This is a genomic window from Pseudomonas sp. S34 (assembly GCF_009866745.1).
Taxonomy (GTDB): domain Bacteria; phylum Pseudomonadota; class Gammaproteobacteria; order Pseudomonadales; family Pseudomonadaceae; genus Aquipseudomonas; species Aquipseudomonas jessenii.
Genome location: NZ_CP019398.1, coordinates 6,193,360 through 6,218,310, shown reverse-complemented (window position 1 = coordinate 6,218,310; position 24,951 = coordinate 6,193,360). Strand labels below are relative to the sequence as shown.

Below are 24,951 nucleotides of genomic sequence, written 5' to 3'. Positions count from 1 at the left end.
AACATTGTGTAAGCCCGACACAGCGACCGGGCATCCCTGTGAGGAATATACAGATGTCCAATCGACTCCCCGTGACCGTTCTCTCCGGCTTTCTTGGTGCCGGAAAAAGTACACTTCTTAATTACATACTACGTAATCGCGATGGTTTACGGGTTGCAGTCATCGTCAACGATATGAGCGAAATCAACGTCGATGGCACCGAAGTTCAGCGCGATGTCAGCCTTAATCGGGCTGAAGAACGGTTGGTGGAAATGAGTAACGGGTGTATTTGCTGTACGTTACGTGAAGATTTGCTGGAGGAAGTGAGCCAACTCGCCAGGGAGGGTCGCTTCGACTATCTGCTGATCGAGTCCACCGGTATTTCCGAACCGCTGCCGGTGGCGGAAACCTTCACCTTCCGCGATGAAAACGGCCAGAGCCTCAACGACATCGCACGTCTGGACACCATGGTCACGGTGGTCGATGGCATGAACTTCCTGCACGATTACCAGGCTGCCGAAAGCCTGGCTTCCCGAGGAGAAACCTTAGGGGAGGAAGACGAACGTTCGATTACCGATCTGTTGATTGAGCAGGTCGAGTTCGCCGATGTGATTTTGCTCAGCAAGATCGACTTGATCAGCAGCCACCAGCGTGAGGAGTTGATCGCCATACTTGAACGGCTCAACGCCAGGGCGGAAATCATTGCGATGTCGATGGGTGAAATCCCCTTGAACAAGATTCTCAACACCGGTCGTTTTGACTTCGAAAAGGCTGCCCAGGCACCGGGATGGTTGCAGGAGCTGCGCGGCGAGCATGTGCCGGAAACCGAAGAATACGGCATTGCTTCCAGTGCTTACCGGGCTCGCCGACCGTTCCATCCACAGCGTTTCTTCAACTTCATCGACGGTCCTTGGGACAACGGCAAACTGCTGCGCTCCAAGGGCTTTTTCTGGCTGGCGAGCAAGCACATGGATGCCGGCAGCTGGTCTCAGGCCGGTGGTTTGATGCGCTATGGCTTTGCCGGACGCTGGTGGCGTTTCGTACCGAAAAACCAATGGCCGCAAGACGAAGAAAGTACCGCCGGGATCATGAAAAACTGGACCGCTGACAGCGGGGACTGTCGTCAGGAACTGGTTTTCATCGGCCAGAACATCGACTTCACGCAGCTTGCGGCCGAGCTGGACGCATGCCTGCTGACCGATGAGGAAATGGCGCTGGGCGTAGAGGGCTGGAATTTGCTGCCTGATCCATTCGGCCCTTGGTACGAAGAGGCTGCCTGATCCTCTGCTGGCGCTTCAGGGCCTGAGCCAGCTGCCCTGGCTCTGGGCCTCGCAGTACGGCTGCAAATACGCCGCGTCGGTGGCAACGCCGTAATAGTGAATATCCTGTCGGTAGGGCATATTGGCGACTTGGGCGTTGCTGCAGATTCCAAATGCGCCGCCGGGACATTGATCGACATACTGCACGTCGACTTTCTGCCCAGCCAGGTTCGGTTGGCAGAAACCATCGGCGAAGAGTTTTGGCGGGATATTGCGGTTCTGCTGGCAAACCTGGACATCAAGTCGCTCGCCCTGGCTATGAACCACACAAGCCTGGGCCAGCGTTTCGCTTGAAACGAGTGCCAGGAGCAACGCCAAGCCAATCAACCGCATCCACCACCTCCTCAGAAATCATCAACCATGCTGCAAAATATCCCCACCCATGTCATTGCCGGCCCCTTGGGTGCCGGCAAGACCAGCCTGATCAAGCACCTGCTGGCCCAGCGCCCGGCTGGCGAGCGGTGGGCGGTGTTGATCAACGAGTTTGGCCAGATCGGTCTCGACGCTGCGCTTCTGACCCAGGACGCCGATGGTATCGCACTGGGGGAAGTGGCCGGGGGCTGCTTGTGTTGCGTCAACGGTGCGCCGTTTCAGATTGGTCTTGGGCGCTTGTTGCGCAAGGCACAACCGGATCGGCTGTTCATCGAACCCTCGGGGCTGGGGCATCCGGCGCAGCTGCTCAGGCAATTGAGCGAAGCGCCGTGGCAAGGCGTGTTGGCTGTCCAGCCTTGTGTGCTGGTGTTGGATGCCCAGTCGCTCGCTGCGGGCAAACCGCTGCCGGATGTTCAACAGCAGGCGATGGGCTATGCGGGATTATTACTGTTGAACAAGTCTGAAGGGCTCGAAGAAGAAAGCCGCCAGCGAATCACCGGGCAATTGCCGCCGCTCCCCCTGTGCTGGACGCAACAGGCTGCTTTACCCTTGAGCGAGTTGCCGGGGCTGCATGCCAAAGCGCTGGCAGGTGTGGATAACTTCGTCTTGCCCAAGGGATTGGCGCAGCTGCCGGCGGTCTGGAGTGATCCCGCGTTGCCCATTTGCTTGAGTCAGGAACAGGACGGAGGCTGGAGCATCGGATGGCGTTGGCACCCAAGCCAGGTATTTGATGCCGCTCTGGTTGGCCGGTGGCTTGACTGCCTTGGCTGGAAGCGGGCGAAGCTGGTTATCCACAGCGCCCACGGGTGGGTCTCGGCGAACGCTGTGGATAACTCGGTGCTGGACTGGCAGCCCAGTGAATGGCGGCAGGATTCGCGTATCGAGCTGATTTTCAGTGAAACGCAGAACGCAGAACGACTGCAGCGTGAGCTGGCAGCGTGCCGATCCGGATCGGGTTAATGGCTCAAGGTCGCCACTTGGTGTGTTCCTGACGCCACTGGCTCAGCTCGATCACTTGCGCGCGAGGTTTCGCCACTTCGACCACCGGTTCGGTTTCGTCGAACGGGACCGGGTAGGGCGCGAGCTCAATCTGTGCGCTGTGAGCGCCGAATTGGGTGATGGTACCGTTGTGGCGGGTTTCGCCCGTCACGGTGAACTCGAAGTTATACACACGGGCCAGGCGTCGCCGACCACTGGCATCCCTGATGAACGCGATTCTTTTCAGGGCCACGTTGCCGTCGAGCAATTCGATCCCGAGTTTGCCGCAATGCTGCTTGACCCGCTCCAGCGCGCGCTCGCGCAAGCCGTGGTTGTGCCATAGCCATGCGCCGGCAGTGGCGAACAGCATCAGCACGAATATATTTCCAAGGGTCAGCATCAACAGGGTGCTCCAACAAGATAGTGTCAGCTTAACTGTGTCGCTGGTCTGTCGTACAGGCTGCGTTTAGTCGCATACTGCGCGGCTAGAATTTCAATCGTTTTACGGAAATCCACCGCATGAAACGTACACCGCATTTGCTCGCTATCCAGTCCCACGTGGTATTCGGTCACGCCGGCAACAGTGCCGCGGTTTTCCCGATGCAACGGGTCGGGGTGAATGTCTGGCCGCTCAACACCGTGCAGTTCTCCAATCACACCCAGTACGGTCAGTGGGCCGGTGAAGTGTTGGCGCCGCACCAGATACCTGACCTGGTCGAAGGCATCGCGGCGATTGGCGAGCTGGGCAACTGCGATGCGGTGCTCTCCGGTTACCTCGGCAGTGCGGCCCAGGGCCGGGCGATCCTGACGGGGGTGGAGCGGATCAAGTCGATGAACCCCAAGGCGCTGTACCTGTGTGACCCGGTCATGGGGCATCCGGAGAAGGGCTGCAGTGTTCCGGCGGAGGTCAGTGATTTTCTGCTGGAGGAGGCCGCCGCCGTGGCGGACTTCATGTGCCCGAACCAGCTGGAGCTGGACAGCTTCTCCGGACGCAAGCCGCAATCGCTGTTCGATTGCCTGGCAATGGCGCGTGCATTGCTGGTGCGCGGTCCGAAAGCGGTGCTGGTCAAGCATCTGGACTACCCAGGCAAGTCTGCTGAGGTCTTCGAGATGCTGCTGGTGACGGCCGAAGGCAGCTGGCATTTGCAGCGCCCGTTGCTGGCGTTCCCGCGTCAGCCGGTGGGCGTGGGCGATCTGACGTCCGGCCTGTTCCTGGCGCGTGTGCTGCTGGGCGACAGCCTGGTGGCCGCGTTCGAGTTCACGGCATCGGCGGTGCATGAAGTGCTGCTGGAAACCCAGGCTTGTGCCAGCTACGAGTTGGAACTGGTTCGGGCTCAGGACCGGATTGCCCATCCGCGGGTGCGGTTCGAGGCGACCTCGATCAGCCTTTGATTCTGCGTTGCCCCCATTCGCGAGCAGGCTCCCACATTTGATCTTCGGTATTGCATAGATCCAGTGTGGGAGCGGGCTTGCTCGCGAATGGCTATCTAACGAACACCATCAGCCTGACAGACCAGCTCAGGCGTCGCCCTTGATTTCCTGATAGCGCTTTTCCAGCTCCTGACGAATCTGCCGACGCTGCTGGGCCTGCATATAGCGGCGCTTGTCTTCGCTGTTTTGCGGTTGCAGCGGTGGTACCGATGCAGGTTTACGCTGCTCATCCACCGCGACCATGGTGAAGAAGCAACTGTTGGTATGGCGCACCGAGCGTTCGCGGATGTTCTCGGTCACCACTTTGATGCCCACCTCCATGGAGGTGTTGCCGGTGTAGTTGACCGAGGCCAGGAAGGTCACCAGTTCGCCGACATGGATCGGCTCACGGAAAATGACCTGATCCACCGACAAGGTCACCACATAGCGGCCGGCATAACGGCTGGCGCAGGCGTAGGCCACTTCGTCGAGGTATTTGAGCAGGGTGCCGCCGTGAACATTGCCAGAGAAATTGGCCATGTCGGGGGTCATCAATACCGTCATCGACAGCTGGGCGTTTCCGGGTTCCATAGCATTCTCACGGGTCAAGGCCAGGTTTGAGGGATGCACCTCTGCGGGTGCCTCGGCGGTTTTTTTTCAAACCAACAGTTATCGGGACGCCGGGTGCCGGGTCGCCGTCACGCCGGATCGATCTGTTTCCATATATTGCACCGCCTTTCTGCCAGAAGTCGCGGTGTTACCCTGCAAAAAAGCCCCGCCTCAAGGGCATTTCCTACGTGCAATTCCGATTTTTGTTCTGCTCGATCAGACTTTTCCTGCGTCCGGGGATCGAGCAATACCACCCAGGGAGTCTCACGCCATGCATGCCATCAGTTTCATTCAGGATCTGGCAGTGATCATGTTGATCGCAGGCGTGGTCACCGTGGTCTTCCATCGCCTGAAACAACCGGTGGTACTGGGATACATCGTCGCCGGTTTCATCATTGGCCCGCACACCCCGCCATTCGGCCTGATCCACGACGAAGAAACCATCAAGACCCTGGCCGAGCTCGGTGTGATATTCCTGATGTTCTGCCTGGGCCTGGAGTTCAGCCTGCGCAAGTTGTTCAAGGTCGGTGCCACGGCATTCATCGCGGCATTCCTGGAAATCGTGCTGATGATCTGGATCGGCTACGAGATCGGTCGCTGGTTCGACTGGAACACCATGGATTCACTGTTCCTCGGCGCGATCCTGGCGATTTCCTCGACCACCATCATCGTCAAGGCGCTCAATGATCTGAAGCTGAAAAACGAGCGGTTTGCCCAGTTGATATTCGGAGTGCTGATCGTCGAAGACATTCTGGGCATCGGCATCATCGCGCTGCTGTCCAGCATCGCAGTCAGCGGTACGGTCAGCTCCGGCGAAGTGTTTTCCACGGTCGGCAAACTGTCGCTGTTCATGATCGTCGCCTTGGTCATTGGCATCCTGATGGTGCCGCGGCTGTTGGCCTACGTCGCCAGATTCGAAAGCAACGAAATGCTGCTGATCACGGTGCTGGGCCTGTGTTTTGGCTTCTGCCTGCTAGTGGTCAAGCTTGAATACAGCATGGTCCTCGGTGCATTCCTGATCGGCGCGATCATGGCGGAATCCCGGCAACTGCTGAAAATCGAGCGTTTGATTGAACCGGTTCGCGATCTTTTCAGTGCGATTTTCTTTGTGGCCATCGGGCTGATGCTCGATCCGGCAATCCTGCTTCAGTACGCCTGGCCAATCGCGGTAATCACCGTAGCCGTGGTGCTCGGCAAGATGTTGTCCTGCGGCCTTGGTGCATTTATCGCCGGCAATGACGGACGTACCTCACTGCGAGTCGGGATGGGTCTTTCACAGATTGGCGAATTCTCTTTCATCATCGCGGCACTGGGCATGACGTTGCAGGTCACCAGTAACTTTTTATACCCCGTGGCTGTGGCGGTTTCGGTGATCACGACCCTGCTGACGCCTTATCTGATCCGTGCGGCCGATCCATTGTCGATCAAGCTCGCCAGCGCGATGCCAGAACGCTTGGGGCGGGTGCTGGGGATGTATGGCGAATGGCTGCGCAGCATCCAGCCGCAGGGTGAGGGTGCGTTATTGGCATCCATGATTCGCAGGATCTTGCTGCAGGTGGGCGTCAATCTGGCGCTGGTGATCGCGATCTTCTTTTCGGGCGCTTACTTCGCCGAACGCATGTCGGCTTACCTGCAAGGCTGGATCAGCGATCCGAGCTGGCAAAAGGCGTTGATCTGGGGCGGGGCGCTGTTGTTATCGCTGCCTTTTTTGATTGCGGCGTACCGTAAGCTAAAGGCGCTGTCGATGTTGCTCGCGGAAATGGGCGTGAAACCGGAGATGGCCGGGCGCCACACGCAGCGAGTGCGCCGGGTGATCGCCGAAGTGATCCCGATCCTGTCGCTGCTGGTGATCTTTTTTCTGCTGGCAGCCTTGTCGGCCAGTATTCTGCCGACCAACAAGTTGCTGGTACTGATCGCCGTGGTCGCGGCCGCCGTGGCGGCGCTGCTATGGCGCTGGTTCATTCGTGTGCATACGCGGATGCAGGTGGCGTTGCTGGAAACCCTCGACAATCACAAGGAGTCGTCCGGGCATTGACCACCCCGCGGCGTTGACTGGATCAGCTTTCCAGCCAGACGTCCCGTGCCCAGTGCCAAACCGACTCCCAGGTCTCTTCGGCGATCAGTTCTTCTTCGGCCTGCCAAAGCACCACGGTGCCGTCTTCTTCGACACAATAGTAGTCATCACCGTCCTGGCAGATCGGGATCAGGCTGCGATCGACGCCGGCGTCCCAGGCGTTGGCGGCAACGTCGGGCAGGTAGGTGTGGGATTGCGGGTCGGTCACGGTGACCGGTTCCAGGCTGCCGTAGACCACATCGCTGACGGTCAGCAGAAATTCTCTGAAGACGAACGGAATGTCGATGAACAGTTGTTCTTCGATTTCGACCAGCAGGTCTTCGTCGGGCAACTCCAAGGGGACCGGTACCGGTTCGTTGGCTTCACGCAGTTGTTCGATGATTTCTTCCACGTCCGGGATCCTCTTGCTTGTATGGCGCGGTTTATATGGGGCGGTTTATACAGTAGCTTGCTATAGATGCAACCGCGAAATAGAAAACCCCGGCCTGGGCCGGGGTTTTGTTTACAACAAGTGAAACGCGGAGGGTGATCAGCCGTTCTGGCGGATACCGGCTACCAGCCAAGGCTGGTTTTCGCCCTGTGCACGTTCCATGTTCCAGCTTTCGCTGAAGACTTCGCCCTGGTCGAAACGCGAGGTTTTCGACAGGCCAGTGAAGGTCAGGGTGGCGATGGTCTTGTCGGCGCGATCGTCCACACCGTCCAGCTGTACATTGAGGTTATCGATGTAGGTGGACTGGAAGCCGTCGCCCAGGTCAGCACGTTCACGCTTGAGGAACTCCAGCATTTGCGGAGTCACGAACTCGGCGATCTTGTCCATTTCGTTGGCGTCCCAGTGCTGTTGCAGGGACTGGAAGTGATTGCGTGCCGCTTCGACGAAGTTTCCTTCGTTGAACCAGGCTGGGGCGTTGATCACCGGGCGAGCGGCAACAGGCGCTGCCGAACCACCGAAGATCGAACCGCCGGCAGGCTTTTGTTCGAACGCCTCACGTTGCATCGGCGCGTGGCCAGCCGGAGCGTACTGCTCCTGCTGCTTGCGACGACGGGCGGCGATAAAACGGAAGACCAGGAACGCAATGACGGCCATGATCAGGATGTCGAAGATCTGCATGCCCTGGAAGCCGTCACCCATGAACATGGATGCGAGCAGGCCACCGGCCGCGATACCGGCCAGTGGGCCGAGCCAGCGCGAAGCGCCACCGGCCTTGGCAGCAGCGCCAGCGGCACCGGCAGCACCAGCGGTCGCCGCAGCGCCGCCCATGCCTGGAGAAGAAGGAGCCATCTGGCTGGTCTGGTGAGTCGGCGCAGCGCCTGCGCTTTTGCCACCACCGAAGCGCTTGGCGGCATTGACGTCGAGACTCATCGTCAGGCCGATGCACAACGCCATGGCGATGCTAAGAAAACGTTTCATAAAGGGAATTCCCATTTGTGGAAGGCACGCGCGCCATGTTGCACAGGTGAAGTGTTGCTGGCTAGCGGCAGAGTGTTTCGGGCTTTTGCCTGACAGGTCGTGTTCAGCTCCAGTCCGTGCAATAAGGCCTTTTGACTTTGATCTGTCAGATGAGTGGACAGGGCTTGTAGGACGCTTGCCTAGCGTCGCAGGGTAAGCATGACCACCCCGGCCGTGATCAGGCCTATTCCGCCCCATTGGCGCAAGTCGAGTTTTTCACCCAGCAGGACAACGCCAAGGACAGCCACCAGCACCACGCTGAGTTTGTCCACTGGAGCAACCAGTGACGCCGGACCGACCTTGAGTGCGCGGAAATAGCAGATCCACGATGCACCGGTGGCAAGGCCCGACAACAACAGGAACAGGTAGCTCTTCGCAGAGATCGATCCCAAGGACTGATATTGGCCCGTGGCGTACAAAATCAAGGCCAGGCTGACCAATACCACTATCGTACGCAGCAGGGTGGCGAAGTCGGAGTTGACGTTTTCGATGCCGACTTTCGCGAAAATGGCGGTCATTGCCGCGAATGCCGCGGATAACAGGGCCCAGAATGTCCAGGAGGAAAAAAAGCCTGAGCCCATGACGGTTCCTTGATTGCTTACATGAACCTGGAGACTACACAGAACCTTGTGGGAGCGGGCTTGCTCGCGAAAGCGGAGTGTCAGGCAGAATCGATAGAGACTGATCCACCGTATTCGCGAGCAAGCCCGCTCCCACATTGATCCTTCGACGATCTTTAGATTGCTTCCAGTTTGGCATAACCCAGCATCAACCACTTGCTGCCTTCGCTGAAGTTCACCTGCACCCGGGCCTGAGCCCCGGCGCCTTCGAAGTTGAGGATCACACCGTCACCGAAGATCGAGTGGCGCACAGTCTGGCCCAGGCTGAAGCCGGTCTGCGGAATCTCGCTGCCGCTGAACAGGTTGCTGCCACTCATCGACTGGTTGCCACCGAACGGACGGCTGACACTGTTGGACAGCCGCACCTCCTGAATCAGGCCTTTCGGAACTTCGCGTACGAAGCGCGACACCTTGTTGTAGGTCTCGCTGCCATACAGGCGGCGGGTTTCGGCGAAGGTCATCACCAGGTTCTGCATGGCCCGGGTGATGCCTACGTAGGCCAGACGACGCTCTTCCTCCAGGCGGCCGGGTTCTTCCAGGCTCATCTTGTGCGGGAACAGGCCTTCTTCCATGCCCACCAGGAACACGTAAGGGAACTCCAGGCCTTTGGCGCTGTGCAGGGTCATCAGCTGGATGCTGTCTTCGTGCTCGTCGGCCTGGGTATCACCGGCTTCCAGCGACGCATGACCAAGGAATGCTGCCAATGGCGTCAGGTCTTCGTCTTCTTCGCTGTTTTCGAAGTTGCGCGCGGCGCTGACCAGTTCCTCAAGGTTTTCTACCCGGGCCTGGCCTTTCTCGCCTTTTTCCGCTTCGTGATAGGCGATCAGCCCCGACTGCTCGATGACGGTCTGGGTCATCAGGTGCAGTGGCATTTCCATGCACTTGGCGGCGAGGTTCTCGATCAGCTCGATAAACGCGCCGAGGGCACCGGCTGCACGACCGGTCAGGCCTTTGTTGGCCACCAGTTGGCGCATCGCTTCCCACATCGACACATCGCTGTGGCGCGCATGGTCGCGGATCGCTTCGACGGTTTTCTCGCCGATGCCACGGGCCGGTACGTTGATGACCCGTTCCAGCGCAGCATCGTTACCGCGGCCTTCGAGCAAGCGCATGTAGGCCATGGCGTTCTTGATTTCGGCGCGTTCGAAGAAGCGCTGACCGCCATAGATACGGTAGGGAATGCGCTCGCGCAGCAAGGCTTCTTCCAGAACCCGCGACTGGGCGTTGGAGCGGTACAGAATCGCGATATCGCTTCGAGACAAGCCGGTTTTCAGCGCGCTTTCGATGGTTTCGACAACGTAGCGTGCTTCGTCGTGCTCGTTGAAGGCGGCGTACAGGTTGATCGCTTCTCCGTCGCCACCGTCTGTCCAAAGCTCTTTGCCCAGGCGCCCGGTGTTGTTGGCGATCAAGGCGTTGGCAGCCTTCAGGATGCCGGCGGTGGAGCGATAGTTCTGCTCCAGGCGAATGGTTTCGGCGTCCGGAAAGTCTTCGGAATACTGGTAGATGTTCTCGATTTTCGCGCCGCGCCAGCCGTAGATCGACTGGTCGTCGTCGCCCACCACCATCAGGCTGTCGCCACCCTTGGCCAACAGGCGCAACCAGGCGTATTGCACGGCGTTGGTGTCCTGGAACTCGTCTACCAGAATGTGCCGGAAACGCTTTTGATAGTGAGCGAGCAGGCCTGGGTGATCGCGCCACAGATCGAGTGCGCGCAGCAGCAATTCGGAGAAGTCGATGACACCGGCACGCAGGCAGGCGGCCTCGTAGGCCTCATAGATACCGCGCATGGTTGCCAGGAACAGGTCGCCACTGGCTTGAATGTGTTGCGGGCGCAGGCCTTCGTCTTTCTGGCCGTTGATGAACCATTGGGCCTGACGGGCCGGCCAACGCTGTTCGTCCAGGCCGAGCTCGCGGATCACCCGCTTGACCAACCGCTGCTGGTCATCGCTGTCGAGAATCTGGAAGGTCTGGCTTAAGCCCGCTTCCTGCCAGTGTGCCCGCAGAAGGCGATGCGCCAGGCCGTGGAAGGTGCCAACCCACATGCCGGCCGGGTTGATACCCATCAACTGCTCGATGCGCTGGCGCATCTCGGCAGCGGCCTTGTTGGTGAAGGTCACCGACAGGATGGAGTGGGGCGAGGCGTTTTCGACCTGGATCAACCAGGCGATACGGTGCACCAGCACTCGGGTTTTACCGGAACCGGCACCGGCCAGGACCAACTGACGACCCACGGGGGCCGCTACGGCCTGGCGTTGGGCATCGTTGAGGGAGTTCAGCAGAAGGGAGAGATCATCGCGCATCGGGGCATTCTAGGGGGCCGCGACACACCGGGCAAACCCCGCTTCGCTTTAACCGATGAAAGTTATGCGAAGGACGACCGGTCAGTCATCGGCTGCAGGCATTGGCGGGGCGTGCCTTCAGCATTTTCAGTGGAATCGGCGTCCGAAAAAATTGGCGATTTATTGATCAGCAGCAGTTTGGTCCGGGCAATTGCTTGTGTATGCTCCGAGCAGTTTCGGGCACATGCTCATCATTATAAGAACAAGAACATCGCCTATGACCCTCAGCTTCGACCTGTCGGGCCCCACTGTGGAGCCCCGGGTGATCCGTAAACAGTACGCCATGGAAATGGCGGTCGAGCGCACGCGCCTGTTGTATCAAGGCTCGCTGCTGCCCACGTTGTTCATGCTGATCAATGGCCTGGTCTGTGCCGGTTTGCTCTGGAGCCCGCAGCGCTATTTCCTGGTCAGTGTCTGGCTGGTGTGGTTGTTGTCATTGGTGGCATTGCGGGTGATTCAGGTCGCAGCCTTTGATTCGGCCATTCCCAACCGTCAGGCCCATCCCATCTGGCGGCGGATGTTTCTGCTGGGCTCCGGCCTCACCGGTCTGACCCTGGCCGGTGCCGGCATCGCCCTGGTTCCCGCCGATAACTTCATTCAGCAAGCCTGGGTCTTCGGCCTCATCGGTGCCGCAGCGCTCTCGGCCAGCGTGGCTTATGCGGTCAGCTTGCCGGCCTTCCTGTCATTCACCTTGCCCTGCCTGTTGCCGGCCATCGCCTATATGTTTTGGGGGGCTGACGAACAGCAGCAAGGTTGGGGCTGGTTCGGGCTGATCTTGCTCGGTGCGTTGAGTGTGGTTGCCTGGCAAGTCAATCGATTGATCGATCGGGGCTTGATGCGACGCTTTCAGAACCAGGCACTGATCGAGCATCTGCAGCAGGCGCAAAGCTGCAGTGATCAGCTCAATCAGAAGCTGGCCAAGGAGATAGAACAGCGCCGACGTGCCGAGGACGAATTGCGAGAGATCCAGGTCGACCTGGAAAACCGAGTCGCTCAGCGCAGCCTGGAACTGGACGCCGCCAATCAGGCACTGAGCAAGAGTGAGGCGCGCCTGGCGCTGGCATTGAAGGCCAGCGAGTTGGGGTTGTGGGACTGGAATCTGCAAACCGACGAAGTCCATCACACACAAATTCAGGAATTGTTCGGCCTGGAGCCGGAACAGGTCACGGCGATATTGCGTCACCTCAAGCCGCGCCTTCACCCCGAGGATCTTCCTGCGCTGAAAAGGGCGCTGGTCGAGCATTTGAAGGGCCGCACCGAGGACTATCAAATCGAGTATCGCGTGCGGCATGGCGACGGCCACTGGGTCTGGATCGAGGACCGCGGGCGGGCAGTCGAGCGTGCCGACAACGGCCGGGTGATTCGCATGGTCGGCACTCGCCGCGATATCAGCGCCAGCAAAAGTCTGGAAGAGCAGCGGCAATTGGCGGCGACCGTGTTCGAGGCGGCCAGCGAAGGGATCGTGATTTTCGATCCTAACTACGTCCTGATCGCGATCAATCAAGCCTTCAGTCGGGTGACCGGTTATGACATCGACGACATGATCGGACGCAATGTCGTCGAGTTGCCATGCAGTCGCGATGCGCGTAGGCATTACGCCGCGATACATCAGGCGCTGGAACAGCAAGGCAGCTGGCAGGGCGAATTGGTGGAAACCCGCAAGAACGGCGAGATGTATCCGCAATGGCTGCAACTGAATGCCGTGCGCGATGCCCGAGGAAACGTGAGCCATATTGTGGGCTTCTTCGCTGATCTCTCGGCTCGTCGAGAGTCCGAACAGCGTATGCGCTATCTGACCCATTACGACGAACTTACCGGTCTGGCCAATCGCGCGATGTTTCGCGAACGACTCAACGAGGCTCATCAACGAGTGCGGCAGGGCGGTTATCGCAGCCTGGCGTTGCTGCACATCAATCTCGATCGGTTCAAGCAACTCAACGACAGCCTGGGGCATGAAGTCGCCGATCAGTTATTGCAGAAAATGGCCCGGCGACTGGTGAATGCATTGCCTGAAGCAGACACCATCGCGCGCCTTTCCGGTGATGAGTTTGCCGTGCTGTTCAATTCCTACGGCAACCTTTCGAGCCTGGCGAGAGTGGCGACTCGTCTGGCGAACAAGTTGCGTTTGCCGGTGAGCATTGACGGGCATGAGCTGGTGCTCAGCGCGTCGATGGGCATCAGCTTGTTGCCGGACAGCGCGCGGGAAGTATCGGCACTGGTCAGTCAGTCGAACATGGCAATGCAGCACGCCAAACACCTGGGTGGCGATAATTTCCAGTTTTACACCGACAGCTTGCAAGCCAGCACGTTGGAGCGTTTACAGCTGGAAAACCACTTGCGCAAAGCCATCGAAGACAAACAACTGAAGGTGTTTTACCAACCGAAACTGTGCCTGGCCACTGGCAGGTTGAATGCCGCAGAAGCCTTGGTGCGTTGGGATCATCCGACCATGGGCCGCGTGCCGCCGGGGGATTTCATTGGTCTGGCTGAAGAAACCGGATTGATCGGCCCGATCGGTGAGTTCGTGCTGCGTCAGGCCTGCTGGCAAGCCTGTGAGTGGCAACGGCAGGGACTCGAAGCAATTCGGGTGTCGGTCAATCTGTCGGTGCATCAATTGCGCCAAGGCAAGCTGGTCAGTCTGGTGCGGCAGGTGCTGGAGGAGACCGGGCTGGCGCCGCAACTGCTGGAGCTGGAACTCACTGAAAGCCAGTTGCTCGATAGCGTCGAACATATCATCGCGACCTTCCAGCAATTGCGTGATCTGGGGGTGAAGCTGGCCATCGATGATTTCGGCACGGGGTATTCGTCTCTGAGTTACCTCAAGCGGATTCCGGTGGATTACGTGAAGATCGATCAGGCGTTTATCCGGGGGCTGGGGGAAGGCACCGAGGATGCGGCGATCACCCGGGCGATCATTGCCATGGCTCATGGCTTGTCATTGAAGGTCGTCGCGGAAGGCGTGGAGCGGCAGGAGCAGCTTGAGTTTCTCAAGAGTGAGCGCTGCGACGAGGTTCAGGGTTACCTGATCAGTCGGCCGGTGGAGGCGCAAAGCTTGGCAGCCTTGCTAAGAGAGCCACGCGTCGAATGAATTGCTATCGTAATATCGTGCCTCCCGGCGGTAATAGTTAACCGGCGGGAGGCACGGTGTTACGTAAGGATGAAAACTAATTAGTCGGTGATTACAATCTCATCGATGTGATGCAGTAATCCGCCGTTGTAAAAGATACCAACGCTGGTTGGGGCGTGGTTTCCAAGCACTTTGTATTCTACTATTTTGTCTGTTAAAACCGGCAGTGAAATATCAGCAGTACGCTCAAGGACCAGCTCCAGAGGCAGAAAAGGAGTGTCCTGTACCTGGCTTAATACCAGCTTGGGTGTAATGCCGGAGTTGGCAACGGTTACAGTGCCGAATACTCGAAAAGAAGCGGCGCCAGGCATGCGGTCAATTTGTACAGTCCAGTTTTTTGTTTGAATGCTCATTGTATTTAATTCCTTTTTAATAAATTGTTTTTCTCCTGCGCAATTAATGTAGCAAGGTCAGCTTTGTTTTTGGTGATACTTGTTCTTGGACTATGTAAGTTTGTATGTTTGATTTTATTTGTTATTTAGTCGTTATCTGAACTTCCAGTGGCTCGATCGGAGGTTATCGTTTTCTTGTGGGCCTGATCGATCACTGGTTTACATCTGTCGACGAGGGCTACATGAGGTGTCCGCACCTGAAATCGAGGGATTCGGTAACGCATTGAGCAGGCAAAAAGCCGATTCATGTAGTATAACTACAAGCGTGCTACATCCCCGGCACCTGCCAATAACAAAGAGTCCAGCCCTTTGAATCTGCTGCAACACATCGCCCAGTCTCGCCACCTGTTACGCAAGTCGGAGCTCAAGGTCGCCGACCACGTGCTGCTTGATCCTGCGGCCGTGATGCACAGTTCCATGGCCGACCTGGCCCACAGCGTGGGCATCAGCGAACCGACCATCGTGCGTTTTTGCCGTGCCATCGGTTGTTCCGGCTTTCAGGACCTGAAGCTGAAGCTGGCCCAGAGCCTGGCGGCAGGTGCAAGTTTTGGCCAGTTTGCGATCCATGAGGATGATTCGGTCGCTGACTACAGCCTGAAAATTTTCGACACCACCCTGCATACGCTGATGGAGGTTCGCGAGAAACTCGATCCGCTGGAATTGCAGCGGGCGGTGACGCTGATGTCCCAGGCCCAGCGTGTCGAGTTCTATGGCTTTGGTGCCTCGGGTGCGGTCGCGGCGGACGCCCAGCACAAGTTCTTCCGCTTGCTGCTCACCGCTGCGGCGTATTCCGACCCGCACATGCAGGCGATGTCGGCCGTGACGCTCAAGCCAACCGACGTGGCGATCTGCATTTCCCAGTCCGGGCGCTCCAAGGACCTGCTGATCACTGCCAACCTGGTGCGTGAAAGCGGTGCCTCGTTGATCACCTTGTGCCCGAGCCAGACGCCGTTGGCCGAACTGTCTACGGTCAATCTGGCGATCGATGTGCATGAAGACACTGAAATCTATACGCCGCTGACTTCGCGTATCGCCCACCTGGTGGTGATCGACGTGCTGGCGATGGGCGTGGCCATGGCGCGTGGCCCGAGCCTGGTCAACCACCTCAAGAGCGTCAAGCGCAGCCTGCGCAGCTTGCGGTTGTCGCCCAAGTCGGTGAAAGCGCTGGACGATTGAGCCAGGCCTGAGATTGCATGAAGGTCGTTCCGACCTTATCGCGAGCAAGCTCGCTCCCACATTTGATCATGCGCGCCGCAGAACCAGTGGGAGTGAGCTCGCTCGCGATGGCGGCCTCGAATGCACCGCAATTTTCATCAGTTTGTAACGCCCGAGCCGCCAAATCGTCATCCCCGGTGCCTATCCTGAAACTCCCGTACTCGCCTTGGGAGACTCGAAATGGCCATGCCCTACGAAGAACGCAACAGCGCTGTCAAAACCCGTCGTCAGCAAGAAGATCAGCGCCGCATGGAATTCCGTCGCGCCATCGAAGATCGCTGCGAACGCCGTCAGCTTCTGGCCGAGATTGGCGATTTTCCAGAGCTGGAACTTAACTTCTGGCAGACGTCTCCCGTAGCTTCCCGTCGAAACGCTCAACCAGCGCGCTGATCTGAATCCGTTCGCTACGGATAAACGCCAGGAAGGCGTGAGCCACCGGTGACAGGCGCTTTGCTTTGGCCTGCACCAGGCACCAGCTACGGAATAGCGGCAGTTCTTCGACCGGCAATTCGATCAGCCCACCGGTTGCCAGTTCAAGGCTCAGGGCGTGGCGCGTCAATAGCGCAACGCCCAGGCCCGCCAGTACACATTCACGCTGAGCTTCGGCAGACGAGACTTCCTGAGTCTGGTTGAAGTGCACGCGCTTCTCTTTGAAATATTCTTCGCACGCCAGCCGCGTCCCTGAGCCTGGCTCACGCAGCAGCAGTGTGTAGGGCTCGAGATCCTGCAAGCGCAGCGGCCCCATATGGCACAGCGGGTGATCCGGTGGCGCCACGGCGACGATCGGGTTGTTCAGGAACGGCAGGAATTCCAGGCCCATGTCCTGAGGCACCATGGACATGATCACCAGGTCATCGCGGTTGTCCGACAGGCGCCGAATGACCTGACCGCGATTGACCACCGTCAGTTGCAGGTTCACTTCCGGGTGCTGGCGTTTGAACGCGGCAAACAGATGCGGCACGAAGTATTTGGCGCTGGATTCAATCGCCAGCTTCAGTTGCCCCTGCAACGAGCCCTGCATGTCCGACAGTTGCATGTCGAGGTTTTCCAGGCGCCCGAAAATATCCCGACTGGCCCGCTGTAACGCTTCAGCCGCTTCGGTCATGTAGAGTTTTTTGCCGACGTAATCGAACAAAGGCTGGCCAATCAGCTCTTCAAGTTGACGAATCTGTAGGCTGACGGCAGGTTGTGTGAGCGACATTTCCTCGGCCGCGCGGCTGTAGGAGCGCAAATCACAGACCTCGTTGAAGATCTGCAATTGCCGCAAAGTCATACGCATCAATGACTTACGCATTATCTGGTCGCTCTCGTCGCTGGCTGGTGAATCAACTATAAGTCTTTACTTATGCACGACCCAATTTTTATTCATTTTTGTTAATCCCTTGTGGACGCTAGTGTGGACCTGCGACCAAATTGAAACATTTGGTCACGCGTCGACCTGGGTTTAGCAGGTCGTGGGTACCACCGGCTCAAGGGAAACTCCAAGTGATAACAAAGATCCTGATCGCCAACCGTGGTGAGATTGCCGTACGAATCGTACGTGCCTGCGCCGAAATGGGCATTCGCTCGGTCGCGATCTACTCCGATGCCGACCGTCATGCCTTGCACGTCAAGCGAGCGGACGAGGCCCACAGCATTGGTGCCGAGCCACTGGCCGGTTACCTGAACCCGCGCAAGCTGGTGAACCTGGCTGTGGAAACCGGTTGCGATGCGCTGCACCCAGGCTACGGCTTCCTTTCGGAAAACGCCGAGCTGGCGGAGATCTGCGCCGAACGCGGGATCAAGTTCATTGGCCCGTCGGCTGAAGTGATTCGCCGCATGGGCGACAAGACCGAAGCCCGTCGCAGCATGATCAAGGCCGGTGTACCGGTGACCCCAGGCACCGAAGGCAACGTGTCGGGCATCGAAGAAGCTCTGACCGAAGGCGATCGCATCGGTTACCCGGTGATGCTCAAGGCCACTTCCGGTGGTGGCGGTCGCGGCATTCGTCGCTGCAACAGCCGTGAAGAACTCGAACAGGCTTTCCCACGTGTCATTTCCGAAGCCACCAAGGCTTTTGGTTCGGCGGAAGTGTTCCTGGAAAAATGTATCGTCAATCCGAAGCACATTGAAGCGCAAATTCTTGGCGACAGCTTCGGCAACGTGGTGCACTTGTTCGAACGTGACTGCTCGATCCAGCGCCGCAACCAGAAGCTGATCGAAATCGCCCCAAGCCCACAGTTGACCCCGGAACAGCGCGCCTATATCGGCGACCTGTCGGTGCGCGCAGCCAAGGCCGTGGGATACGAGAACGCCGGCACCGTGGAGTTCCTGCTCGCCGAGGGCGAGGTGTACTTCATGGAGATGAACACCCGGGTGCAGGTGGAACACACCATCACCGAAGAAATCACCGGCATCGACATTGTTCGCGAACAGATCCGCATTGCCTCCGGCCTGCCGCTTTCGGTGAAACAGGAAGACATCGTGCACCGCGGTTTCGCGCTGCAATTCCGGATCAACGCCGAAGACCCGAAAAACAACTTCCTGCCCAGCTTCGGCAAGATCACCCGTTACTACGCGCCCGGCGGTCCCGGCGTGCGCACCGATACGGCGATCTATACCGGCTACACCATTCCGCCGTTCTACGATTCGATGTGCCTGAAACTGGTGGTGTGGGCGCTGACCTGGGAAGAGGCGATGGACCGTGGCTTGCGCGCCCTGGATGACATGCGTCTGCAAGGGGTCAAGACCACCGCCGCGTACTACCAGGAAATCCTGCGTAACCCGGAATTCCGTAGCGGCCAGTTCAACACCAGCTTCGTTGAAAGCCACCCTGAACTGACCAACTACTCGATCAAGCGCAAACCCGAAGAGCTGGCCCTGGCCATCGCCGCCGCCATCGCCGCCCACGCAGGCCTGTGAGGAATAGAACAATGAGCAAACAAATCCACGTTACCGACACTATCCTGCGCGACGCCCACCAATCGCTGCTCGCCACCCGCATGCGCACCGAAGACATGCTGCCGATCTGCGACAAGCTCGACAAAGTCGGCTACTGGTCGCTGGAGTGCTGGGGCGGCGCGACGTTCGATGCCTGCGTACGTTTCCTGAAAGAAGATCCGTGGGAGCGTCTGCGCCAGTTGCGCGCCGCGCTGCCTAACACCCGCCTGCAAATGTTGTTGCGCGGCCAGAACCTGCTGGGCTACCGCCACTACAGCGACGACGTGGTCAAAGCCTTCGTGGCCAAGGCAGCGGTCAACGGCATCGACGTGTTCCGCATCTTCGACGCCATGAACGACGTGCGTAACCTGCGCGTGGCCATCGAAGCGGTGAAAGCCGCCGGCAAACACGCCCAGGGTACCATCGCCTACACCACCAGCCCGGTGCACACCATCGAGGCGTTCGTGAACCAGGCCAAGCAAATGGAGGCCATGGGTTGCGACTCGGTGGCGATCAAGGACATGGCCGGCCTGCTGACCCCGTACGCCACCGGCGAACTGGTCAAGGCTCTGAAAGCCGAGCAATCGCTGCCAGTGTTCATTCACTCCCACGACACTGCTGGCCTGGCCGCGATGTGCCAAATGAAGGCCATCGAAAACGGTGCCGATCACATCGACACCGCGATCTCCAGTTTCGCCTGGGGCACCAGCCACCCGGGTACCGAGTCGATGGTCGCCGCCCTTAAAGGCAGCGAGTTCGACACCGGCCTGAACCTGGAACTGCTGCAAGAGATCGGTCTGTACTTCTACGCGGTGCGCAAGAAGTACCACCAGTTCGAAAGCGAGTTCACCTCCGTCGACACTCGTGTTCAAGTCAACCAGGTACCGGGCGGGATGATTTCCAACCTGGCCAACCAGTTGAAAGAGCAGGGCGCGCTCAACCGCATGAGCGAAGTGCTGGCCGAAATCCCGCGCGTTCGTGAAGACCTCGGCTTCCCGCCGCTGGTGACCCCGACTTCGCAGATCGTCGGTACCCAGGCGTTCTTCAACGTGCTGGCCGGCGAGCGCTACAAGACCATCACCAACGAAGTGAAGCTGTACCTGCAAGGCGGCTACGGTAAGGCGCCGGGCACCGTAAACGAACAACTGCGTCGCCAGGCCATCGGCAGCGAAGAAGTGATCGACGTTCGCCCGGCCGACCTGCTCAAGCCGGAAATGGCCAAGCTGCGTGCCGACATCGGCGCTCTGGCCAAGTCTGAAGAAGACGTACTGACCTTCGCCATGTTCCCGGACATCGGTCGCAAGTTCCTCGAGGAACGCGCTGCTGGCACCCTCACGCCAGAGGTTCTGCTGCCGATTCCTGAAGCGGGTGGCGTGGCCTCTGCCGGTGGCGAAGGCGTGCCGACCGAGTTCGTCATCGACGTTCACGGTGAAACCTACCGCGTCGACATCACCGGCGTTGGCGTCAAGGCCGAAGGCAAGCGTCACTTCTACCTGTCCATCGACGGCATGCCGGAAGAAGTGGTGTTCGAGCCGCTCAACGAATTCGTCGGCGGCGGCAGCAGCAAGCGCAAGCAAGCCACTGCACCGGGTCACGTCAGCACCACCATGCCGGGCAACATCGTCGACGTGCTGGTCAAGGAGGGCGACACCGTCAAGGCAGGCCAGGCCGTGTTGATCACCGAAGCGATGAAGATGGAAACAGAAGTCCAGGCAGCCATCGCCGGTAAAGTCACCGCCATTCACGTGGCCAAGGGCGACCGGGTGAACCCGGGCGAGATCCTGATCGAGATCGAAGGCTGAGTTAACAGCCTCGATACAACGCTTTATACCTCGGGGGGGCATGTGCTCCCCTTTTTTTATGCCTGCAAATCCGTGCCTGAAAACCCTGTGGGAGCGCGCTTGCTCGCGATAGCGGAACATCAGTCTCAACAATTGCTGAATGTGATGCCGCCATCGCGAGCAAGCTCGCTCCCACAGGTACTGTGTCCCATCAGTGAAGTGGGTGTCGATTACCCGCGACACTCCACCAACGACTTCACCTGCCCCGAACCGGTCTGGTTCTCATCGCTCAGCCACTTTTCAAACCCCGCACCAATCGCCGGCCACTCCGAATCCAGGATCGAATACCACGCCGTATCCCGGTTCTGCCCCTTGACCACCATGTGCTGGCGGAACACACCCTCAAAACTGAAGCCCAAACGCTCGGCAGCATATTTGGAGCGAGCGTTGGCGTTGTTGCATTTCCATTCCAGGCGACGGTAACCCAGGGCAAAGGATTCCTTGGCCAGAAGGTAAACCGCCTCGGTGCTTTTCGGCGAACGCTGCATCGGGGCGCCGAAGGTGACGTGGCCGATTTCGATGCGGCCCTGGGCCGGGACGATGGACATCAGGCTGAGAATGCCCTGGACCTCGCCGCTGACGCGGTCGATCACGCTGAAGAAATACGGATCGCTGCTGGTCGCGTGGTTGTTCAGCCAGTCGTTGAAGACGCTGCGCTCCGGGAAGGGGCCGTAAGGCAGGTAGTCCCACAACTTCGGGTCAGCGCCCGGGCCTTGCAGGGCTTTGAACAGGTCGTCGCCGTGGCGCGCCGGGTCGAGTCTTTCCAGGCGGATGTAACGCCCTTCGAGCAGTTGAGTCGTGGGGGGCGGGACGCCTTTCCAGTCGGCGAGTGAAATCGACATGTTGTTCTCCTTGAACCTAGATGGCTTTGCGAAACTGGATGAAACCGGGGCGTTCGGCGATGCGCTCGTAGAGCTGGATCGCGGTGGCATTGGTTTCGTGGGTCAGCCAGTGGACCTTGTTGCAACCGTCGGCCTTGGCTGTGGTGTAGACGAACTCGATCAACTGGCGGCCGACGCCGGTACCACGGGTTTGCGGGACCACCAACAAGTCTTGCAGGTAGCAGGAGTTTTCGATTGCCCAGTTCGAACGATGGTAGATGAAGTGCACCATGCCCACCGCTTTGTCATCGGCCCAGGCGAGGGCGGCGTGGGTCGGTTCGCTCGGGTCGAGCATGCGCTGCCAGGTGCTTTGAGTGACGGTATCTGCAAGTTCGGTGTTGTAGAAGCGCAGGTAGGCTTGCCACAGCGGCAACCATGCCGCGTGATCACCGGCGGTGACTTGGCGAATGTCGATCTGACTCATGGTGATTTCCTTAGCGCATCAATTGGGCGAGGGTTTGGTCGTTGAGGTCGGGGCTGGCGGCCAGGCCTTTGCGCACGCCGGCGATGTCGGCGGGGCTGCGGTTCTGGCTGAGCTTGCGCTTGCCTTCCAGGCGGTCGATGGGAATGGCGAAACCGACGATGGCCTTGAGCATGCCGTCGATGTAATCGGCGGGGGCATCGGCCACTGACCACGGCTGGGCGCGGCCGGTCTCATGACGATCGGTGAGGGTGCTGACGATGTCGAGCAGCCGCCCGCCATCGCTGAATGTTTCGGCGCGACCATAGGCGTGGACGGCGACGTAATTCCAGGTTGGTACGACTTTGCCGTGTTCGGCCTTGCTCGGGTAGAAGCCAGGGCTGACGTAGGCGTCGGCACCGGCAAAAATCAGCAGGGCTTCGGCGCCGTCGCGCAGGTCTTTCCACTGTGGATTGGCTTTGGCCAGATGCCCGTACAACGTGCCGTTCGAGCCTTGCTCGCAATGCAGCAGCACTGGTACATGGCTGGCTTGCAGGCCGCTTTCACCGTGGGTCACCAATATGGCGAGACGGGTGGCGAGGATCAGTTCATGCAGTTGGGACAACTCGTCGATGGCAAAAGCACGTGGCGTGTACATGGAGATATTTCCCTTGGCGAATGTCTGCATCCTAGGCAGGCTATTGGTCTGTTGTAAGAGCCATTAATGACCAATTTCATAGGTCCATTGTGATGACTAGCGAACCACTGTCCCTGACCTTCAACCCGGCAGGTATCGAACTTGATCGCCGCCAGGGGCTGAGTCGTCAGCTCTACCAGGCATTGCGCACGCGTGTGTTGGACGGGCGACTGGCCAGCGGTACGCGTCTGCCTGCCAGTCGTGACCTGGCATCCGCGCTGGCGATTTCCCGCAACAGCGTAGTGCGCGCCTACGATCAGCTTTACGCTGAAGGGTTTATCGAAGGGCGGGTAGGCGATGGGACTTATGTCGCGCAACTGCCCCAGGCAACCGTGCCGGCAAAAAAACTATCCACAAAAGTATCCACAGGGTTTTCAACAGGTTTACCCACAACCTTATCCACAAATCGGCTCGATTTACCTGTGGATTCATCCAGCAAAGTTATCCACAGTGGTGCATTGACTCGCGTTGAAAAGAACCATTTACCCATGCCACCCAGTGGTCCGCCCAAGGCTTTTCGGGTTGGTGTTCCGGCGTTCGATCTGTTTCCGTTCGAGGTCTGGGCCAAGCTGAATGCGGCTTTCTGGCGTAAACCGGATTTCCAGCAGCTGTGCTACGGCGACCCTGCAGGTGATGCGCGCTTGCGGGGGATGATCGCGGCGTATCTACGCAGCTCGCGGGGCATGCAGTGCACGGCTGAACAAATTGTGATCACCAGTGGTGCGCAGCAGGGAATCAGCCTTTGTGCACAGCTACTGGTGGAGCCGGGCGATGGGGTGGCGATCGAAAATCCGGGCTACCGTGCGGCGGGTCATGCCTTCGCCGTGGCCGGGGCGCGCTTGCACGGGGTGGCGGTGGATAGCGAGGGAATCAACTGCGGTGAGCTGGCGGGGCTCAGTGATTGCCGCCTGACCTATGTCACGCCGTCACATCAATACCCGACTGGCGTGGTGATGAGCCTCGCTCGCCGTCTGGAGTTGCTGGCCTGGGCCGAGCGCACCCAAGGCTGGATCGTCGAGGATGATTACGATGGCGAGTACCGCTACAGCGGTGCGCCATTGGCGCCTTTGGCGGCACTCGATCGTCATGGGCGAGTGTTGTATGTCGGCACGTTCGGCAAGGTCGCGTTTCCGGCGTTGCGCCTGGGTTATCTGGTGTTGCCAATGGGGCTGGTGGACGCGTTTTCCCAGCGTCGTGCCGTGGATGTGCGCCACTCCGAGGTCAGCACGCAGGCAGTCATGGCCGAGTTCATGGCGGCCGGACACTTCCAGCGGCATATCCGCCGCATGCGCCGTGCGGCACTGAGTCGGCGCAATACGCTGCTCAGTGGTTGGCCGCTGGATATCCCCGGCGTTGGCCCGTTGCCCACAGTCGCTGCCGGGTTGCACATGACCGTGCCAGTCGAAAGCGTGGCGCGCGAACAGGAACTGATCGAATTGGCGCGCAGTGTCGATGTCGAGATCAACGGTTTGAGCAGCTATTGGCTGCCGGAATCCACCACGCCCTTCGATCAACGCGCCGGGTTGGTACTGGGCTTTGCGGCGGTGCCCGAAAAGTCGGTCGAGGCGGCGCTGGAGCGATTGCGAGAGGCGTGGCGCGCTCGATGAAGCGGGCGGACCAGCAGTCCGCCCGCAGTCGTTCATCAGGGTTGAGTTTCGAGTTTGAGGAGCAGATTCGGGTCGCTGATACGCCGCAGCACGTAGTCGATTGGCGCCAGAGTCGTGAGTACCTGGCGGCGTTCGGTCGTGAACTGCTGCAGATGTGCTTCGGCGATTTTCAGGTGCGCCGCCGTGAACTGCTCCATCGGCGCATCAAGCGAATCGTAGTGAAAGTGCGCAAGCCGCAGAGGCTGATCCTTGTTGGTGGTGTCTAGCACCTGGTACTCCTGGAAATAATCCCTGCGCTTTTTGGTCTTGATTCGTCCCTGTTCGTTGCGGACGATACGGACCTGGTCGTTGTCCAGCAGCCACTGCAAGTACGCCTGTCGGGGCTGTCGATCCTTGATCAGGCTGGCGCGAATACCGATGCCTTGAGCGCGTAGCTGGACGGCGGCACCATTGAGCTCCGAGCTCGGACCAGCGCCTGGGTCAGCGACTCGAACTGTGTGGGCATGGCCACGAGCGTGCCGTCGCGGACCCGCCATTGAGGCGTGCCGATCATGGTTTGGTCGGGGGCCGATCTCGCGCTCGGGTTGCAGCACCTTCAGCGCTTGGCGCAGTAACAGCGCGGCGACGCTATCGACAGTGGGACCCCTGCTGGTCTGGTAATTCACTTGGCTCTTTTTTAGCAAGCCGGGGGTTTGGGTATTCTCTGGGTGGTCTGTCATCGTCAT

The 24,951-nt window shown here is 59.1% G+C and carries 23 protein-coding genes; 10 read left to right on the top strand and 13 right to left on the bottom strand.

The annotated features are described in order from the left end of the window. Nucleotides 1–53 precede the first annotated feature (53 nt). Complete coding sequence (gene zigA, locus PspS34_RS27995) at nucleotides 54–1,259, top strand: zinc metallochaperone GTPase ZigA (protein ID WP_154860860.1); 1,206 nt, start codon at nucleotides 54–56, stop codon at nucleotides 1,257–1,259. 15 nt (nucleotides 1,260–1,274) lie between these two features. On the opposite strand, the gene PspS34_RS27990 is transcribed toward zigA, so the two are convergent. Next, entirely contained in the window at nucleotides 1,275–1,631 is a 357-nt protein-coding gene (locus tag PspS34_RS27990; protein WP_057712692.1) for a hypothetical protein, read from the bottom strand. A 27-nt stretch (nucleotides 1,632–1,658) separates the two neighbouring features. On the opposite strand from PspS34_RS27990, the gene PspS34_RS27985 reads away from it, so the two are divergent. After that, nucleotides 1,659–2,630, top strand: coding sequence for a CobW family GTP-binding protein (locus PspS34_RS27985; RefSeq protein ID WP_154860861.1), 972 nt, complete (start codon nucleotides 1,659–1,661; stop codon nucleotides 2,628–2,630). A gap of 4 nt (nucleotides 2,631–2,634) precedes the next feature. Here PspS34_RS27985 and PspS34_RS27980 read toward each other — a convergent pair whose 3' ends face one another. Further along, nucleotides 2,635–3,048, bottom strand: a complete 414-nt coding sequence (locus tag PspS34_RS27980; RefSeq protein WP_150812694.1) for a DUF3301 domain-containing protein — start codon at nucleotides 3,046–3,048, stop codon at nucleotides 2,635–2,637. Between the two features lie 119 nt (nucleotides 3,049–3,167). Between PspS34_RS27980 and pdxY the strand changes: the two genes are divergently transcribed. Next, nucleotides 3,168–4,040, top strand: a complete 873-nt coding sequence (pdxY, locus tag PspS34_RS27975; RefSeq protein ID WP_057712695.1) for a pyridoxal kinase PdxY — start codon at nucleotides 3,168–3,170, stop codon at nucleotides 4,038–4,040. 126 nt (nucleotides 4,041–4,166) lie between these two features. On the opposite strand, the gene PspS34_RS27970 is transcribed toward pdxY, so the two are convergent. Next, nucleotides 4,167–4,649, bottom strand: a complete 483-nt coding sequence (locus PspS34_RS27970) for an acyl-CoA thioesterase (protein ID WP_057712696.1) — start codon at nucleotides 4,647–4,649, stop codon at nucleotides 4,167–4,169. A 289-nt stretch (nucleotides 4,650–4,938) separates the two neighbouring features. On the opposite strand from PspS34_RS27970, the gene PspS34_RS27965 reads away from it, so the two are divergent. Beyond that, nucleotides 4,939–6,702, top strand: coding sequence for a cation:proton antiporter (locus tag PspS34_RS27965; protein ID WP_057712697.1), 1,764 nt, complete (start codon nucleotides 4,939–4,941; stop codon nucleotides 6,700–6,702). 22 nt (nucleotides 6,703–6,724) lie between these two features. On the opposite strand, the gene PspS34_RS27960 is transcribed toward PspS34_RS27965, so the two are convergent. The 4 genes from PspS34_RS27960 to uvrD form a co-directional block, all read right to left on the bottom strand. Continuing rightward, a complete protein-coding gene (locus PspS34_RS27960) occupies nucleotides 6,725–7,132 on the bottom strand; it encodes an SMI1/KNR4 family protein (RefSeq protein ID WP_003187120.1) in 408 nt (135 codons plus the stop codon). A gap of 138 nt (nucleotides 7,133–7,270) precedes the next feature. Continuing rightward, nucleotides 7,271–8,149, bottom strand: a complete 879-nt coding sequence (locus PspS34_RS27955) for a Tim44 domain-containing protein (RefSeq protein WP_057712698.1) — start codon at nucleotides 8,147–8,149, stop codon at nucleotides 7,271–7,273. A gap of 179 nt (nucleotides 8,150–8,328) precedes the next feature. Then, nucleotides 8,329–8,769: an EamA family transporter gene (locus tag PspS34_RS27950; protein ID WP_154860862.1), complete on the bottom strand. Its 441-nt coding sequence runs from the start codon at nucleotides 8,767–8,769 to the stop codon at nucleotides 8,329–8,331. 155 nt (nucleotides 8,770–8,924) lie between these two features. Next, entirely contained in the window at nucleotides 8,925–11,108 is a 2,184-nt protein-coding gene (uvrD, locus tag PspS34_RS27945) for a DNA helicase II (RefSeq protein WP_057712700.1), read from the bottom strand. 256 nt (nucleotides 11,109–11,364) lie between these two features. Here uvrD and PspS34_RS27940 point away from each other — a divergent pair, with 256 nt between their 5' ends. Beyond that, a complete protein-coding gene (locus PspS34_RS27940) occupies nucleotides 11,365–14,235 on the top strand; it encodes an EAL domain-containing protein (RefSeq protein ID WP_154860863.1) in 2,871 nt (956 codons plus the stop codon). 80 nt (nucleotides 14,236–14,315) lie between these two features. Here PspS34_RS27940 and PspS34_RS27935 read toward each other — a convergent pair whose 3' ends face one another. Beyond that, nucleotides 14,316–14,627, bottom strand: coding sequence for a hypothetical protein (locus PspS34_RS27935; protein ID WP_150812697.1), 312 nt, complete (start codon nucleotides 14,625–14,627; stop codon nucleotides 14,316–14,318). A gap of 348 nt (nucleotides 14,628–14,975) precedes the next feature. Between PspS34_RS27935 and hexR the strand changes: the two genes are divergently transcribed. Next, nucleotides 14,976–15,842, top strand: a complete 867-nt coding sequence (gene hexR / locus PspS34_RS27930; RefSeq protein ID WP_007954250.1) for a transcriptional regulator HexR — start codon at nucleotides 14,976–14,978, stop codon at nucleotides 15,840–15,842. Between the two features lie 219 nt (nucleotides 15,843–16,061). After that, nucleotides 16,062–16,271 (top strand): hypothetical protein, encoded by a 210-nt coding sequence (locus tag PspS34_RS27925; RefSeq protein ID WP_085723603.1) that lies wholly within the window; start codon nucleotides 16,062–16,064, stop codon nucleotides 16,269–16,271. Here PspS34_RS27925 and PspS34_RS27920 read toward each other — a convergent pair. Continuing rightward, nucleotides 16,213–17,175 (bottom strand): LysR family transcriptional regulator, encoded by a 963-nt coding sequence (locus PspS34_RS27920; protein ID WP_154860864.1) that lies wholly within the window; start codon nucleotides 17,173–17,175, stop codon nucleotides 16,213–16,215. The two genes, PspS34_RS27925 and PspS34_RS27920, sit on opposite strands and share 59 nt — an antisense overlap. 191 nt (nucleotides 17,176–17,366) lie before the next feature. On the opposite strand from PspS34_RS27920, the gene PspS34_RS27915 reads away from it, so the two are divergent. Both PspS34_RS27915 and oadA read left to right on the top strand, forming a co-directional pair. Further along, nucleotides 17,367–18,782 (top strand): acetyl-CoA carboxylase biotin carboxylase subunit, encoded by a 1,416-nt coding sequence (locus PspS34_RS27915; protein WP_150812699.1) that lies wholly within the window; start codon nucleotides 17,367–17,369, stop codon nucleotides 18,780–18,782. A gap of 11 nt (nucleotides 18,783–18,793) precedes the next feature. Beyond that, entirely contained in the window at nucleotides 18,794–20,602 is a 1,809-nt protein-coding gene (gene oadA, locus PspS34_RS27910; RefSeq protein ID WP_150812700.1) for a sodium-extruding oxaloacetate decarboxylase subunit alpha, read from the top strand. 209 nt (nucleotides 20,603–20,811) lie between these two features. Here the strand turns inward: oadA and PspS34_RS27905 are convergent, their stop codons facing one another. From PspS34_RS27905 to PspS34_RS27895, 3 genes are read right to left on the bottom strand one after another with little or no spacing between them, the layout of a single operon-like run. Beyond that, nucleotides 20,812–21,483 carry a GNAT family protein gene (locus tag PspS34_RS27905; RefSeq protein WP_154860865.1) on the bottom strand — a complete coding sequence of 224 codons (672 nt, stop codon included), beginning with the start codon at nucleotides 21,481–21,483 and terminating at the stop codon, nucleotides 20,812–20,814. 16 nt (nucleotides 21,484–21,499) lie between these two features. Continuing rightward, the gene (locus PspS34_RS27900; RefSeq protein WP_154860866.1) at nucleotides 21,500–21,946 is read right to left on the bottom strand and encodes a GNAT family N-acetyltransferase; all 447 of its coding nucleotides are present in this window, start codon (nucleotides 21,944–21,946) and stop codon (nucleotides 21,500–21,502) included. A 10-nt stretch (nucleotides 21,947–21,956) separates the two neighbouring features. Further along, nucleotides 21,957–22,580, bottom strand: a complete 624-nt coding sequence (locus PspS34_RS27895; RefSeq protein WP_154860867.1) for an FMN-binding negative transcriptional regulator — start codon at nucleotides 22,578–22,580, stop codon at nucleotides 21,957–21,959. A gap of 92 nt (nucleotides 22,581–22,672) precedes the next feature. Between PspS34_RS27895 and PspS34_RS27890 the strand changes: the two genes are divergently transcribed. Next, nucleotides 22,673–24,226, top strand: coding sequence for a PLP-dependent aminotransferase family protein (locus PspS34_RS27890; RefSeq protein WP_154860868.1), 1,554 nt, complete (start codon nucleotides 22,673–22,675; stop codon nucleotides 24,224–24,226). Between the two features lie 35 nt (nucleotides 24,227–24,261). Here the strand turns inward: PspS34_RS27890 and PspS34_RS27885 are convergent, their stop codons facing one another. After that, complete coding sequence (locus PspS34_RS27885; RefSeq protein WP_154860869.1) at nucleotides 24,262–24,945, bottom strand: hypothetical protein; 684 nt, start codon at nucleotides 24,943–24,945, stop codon at nucleotides 24,262–24,264. Nucleotides 24,946–24,951: the final 6 nt, after the last annotated feature.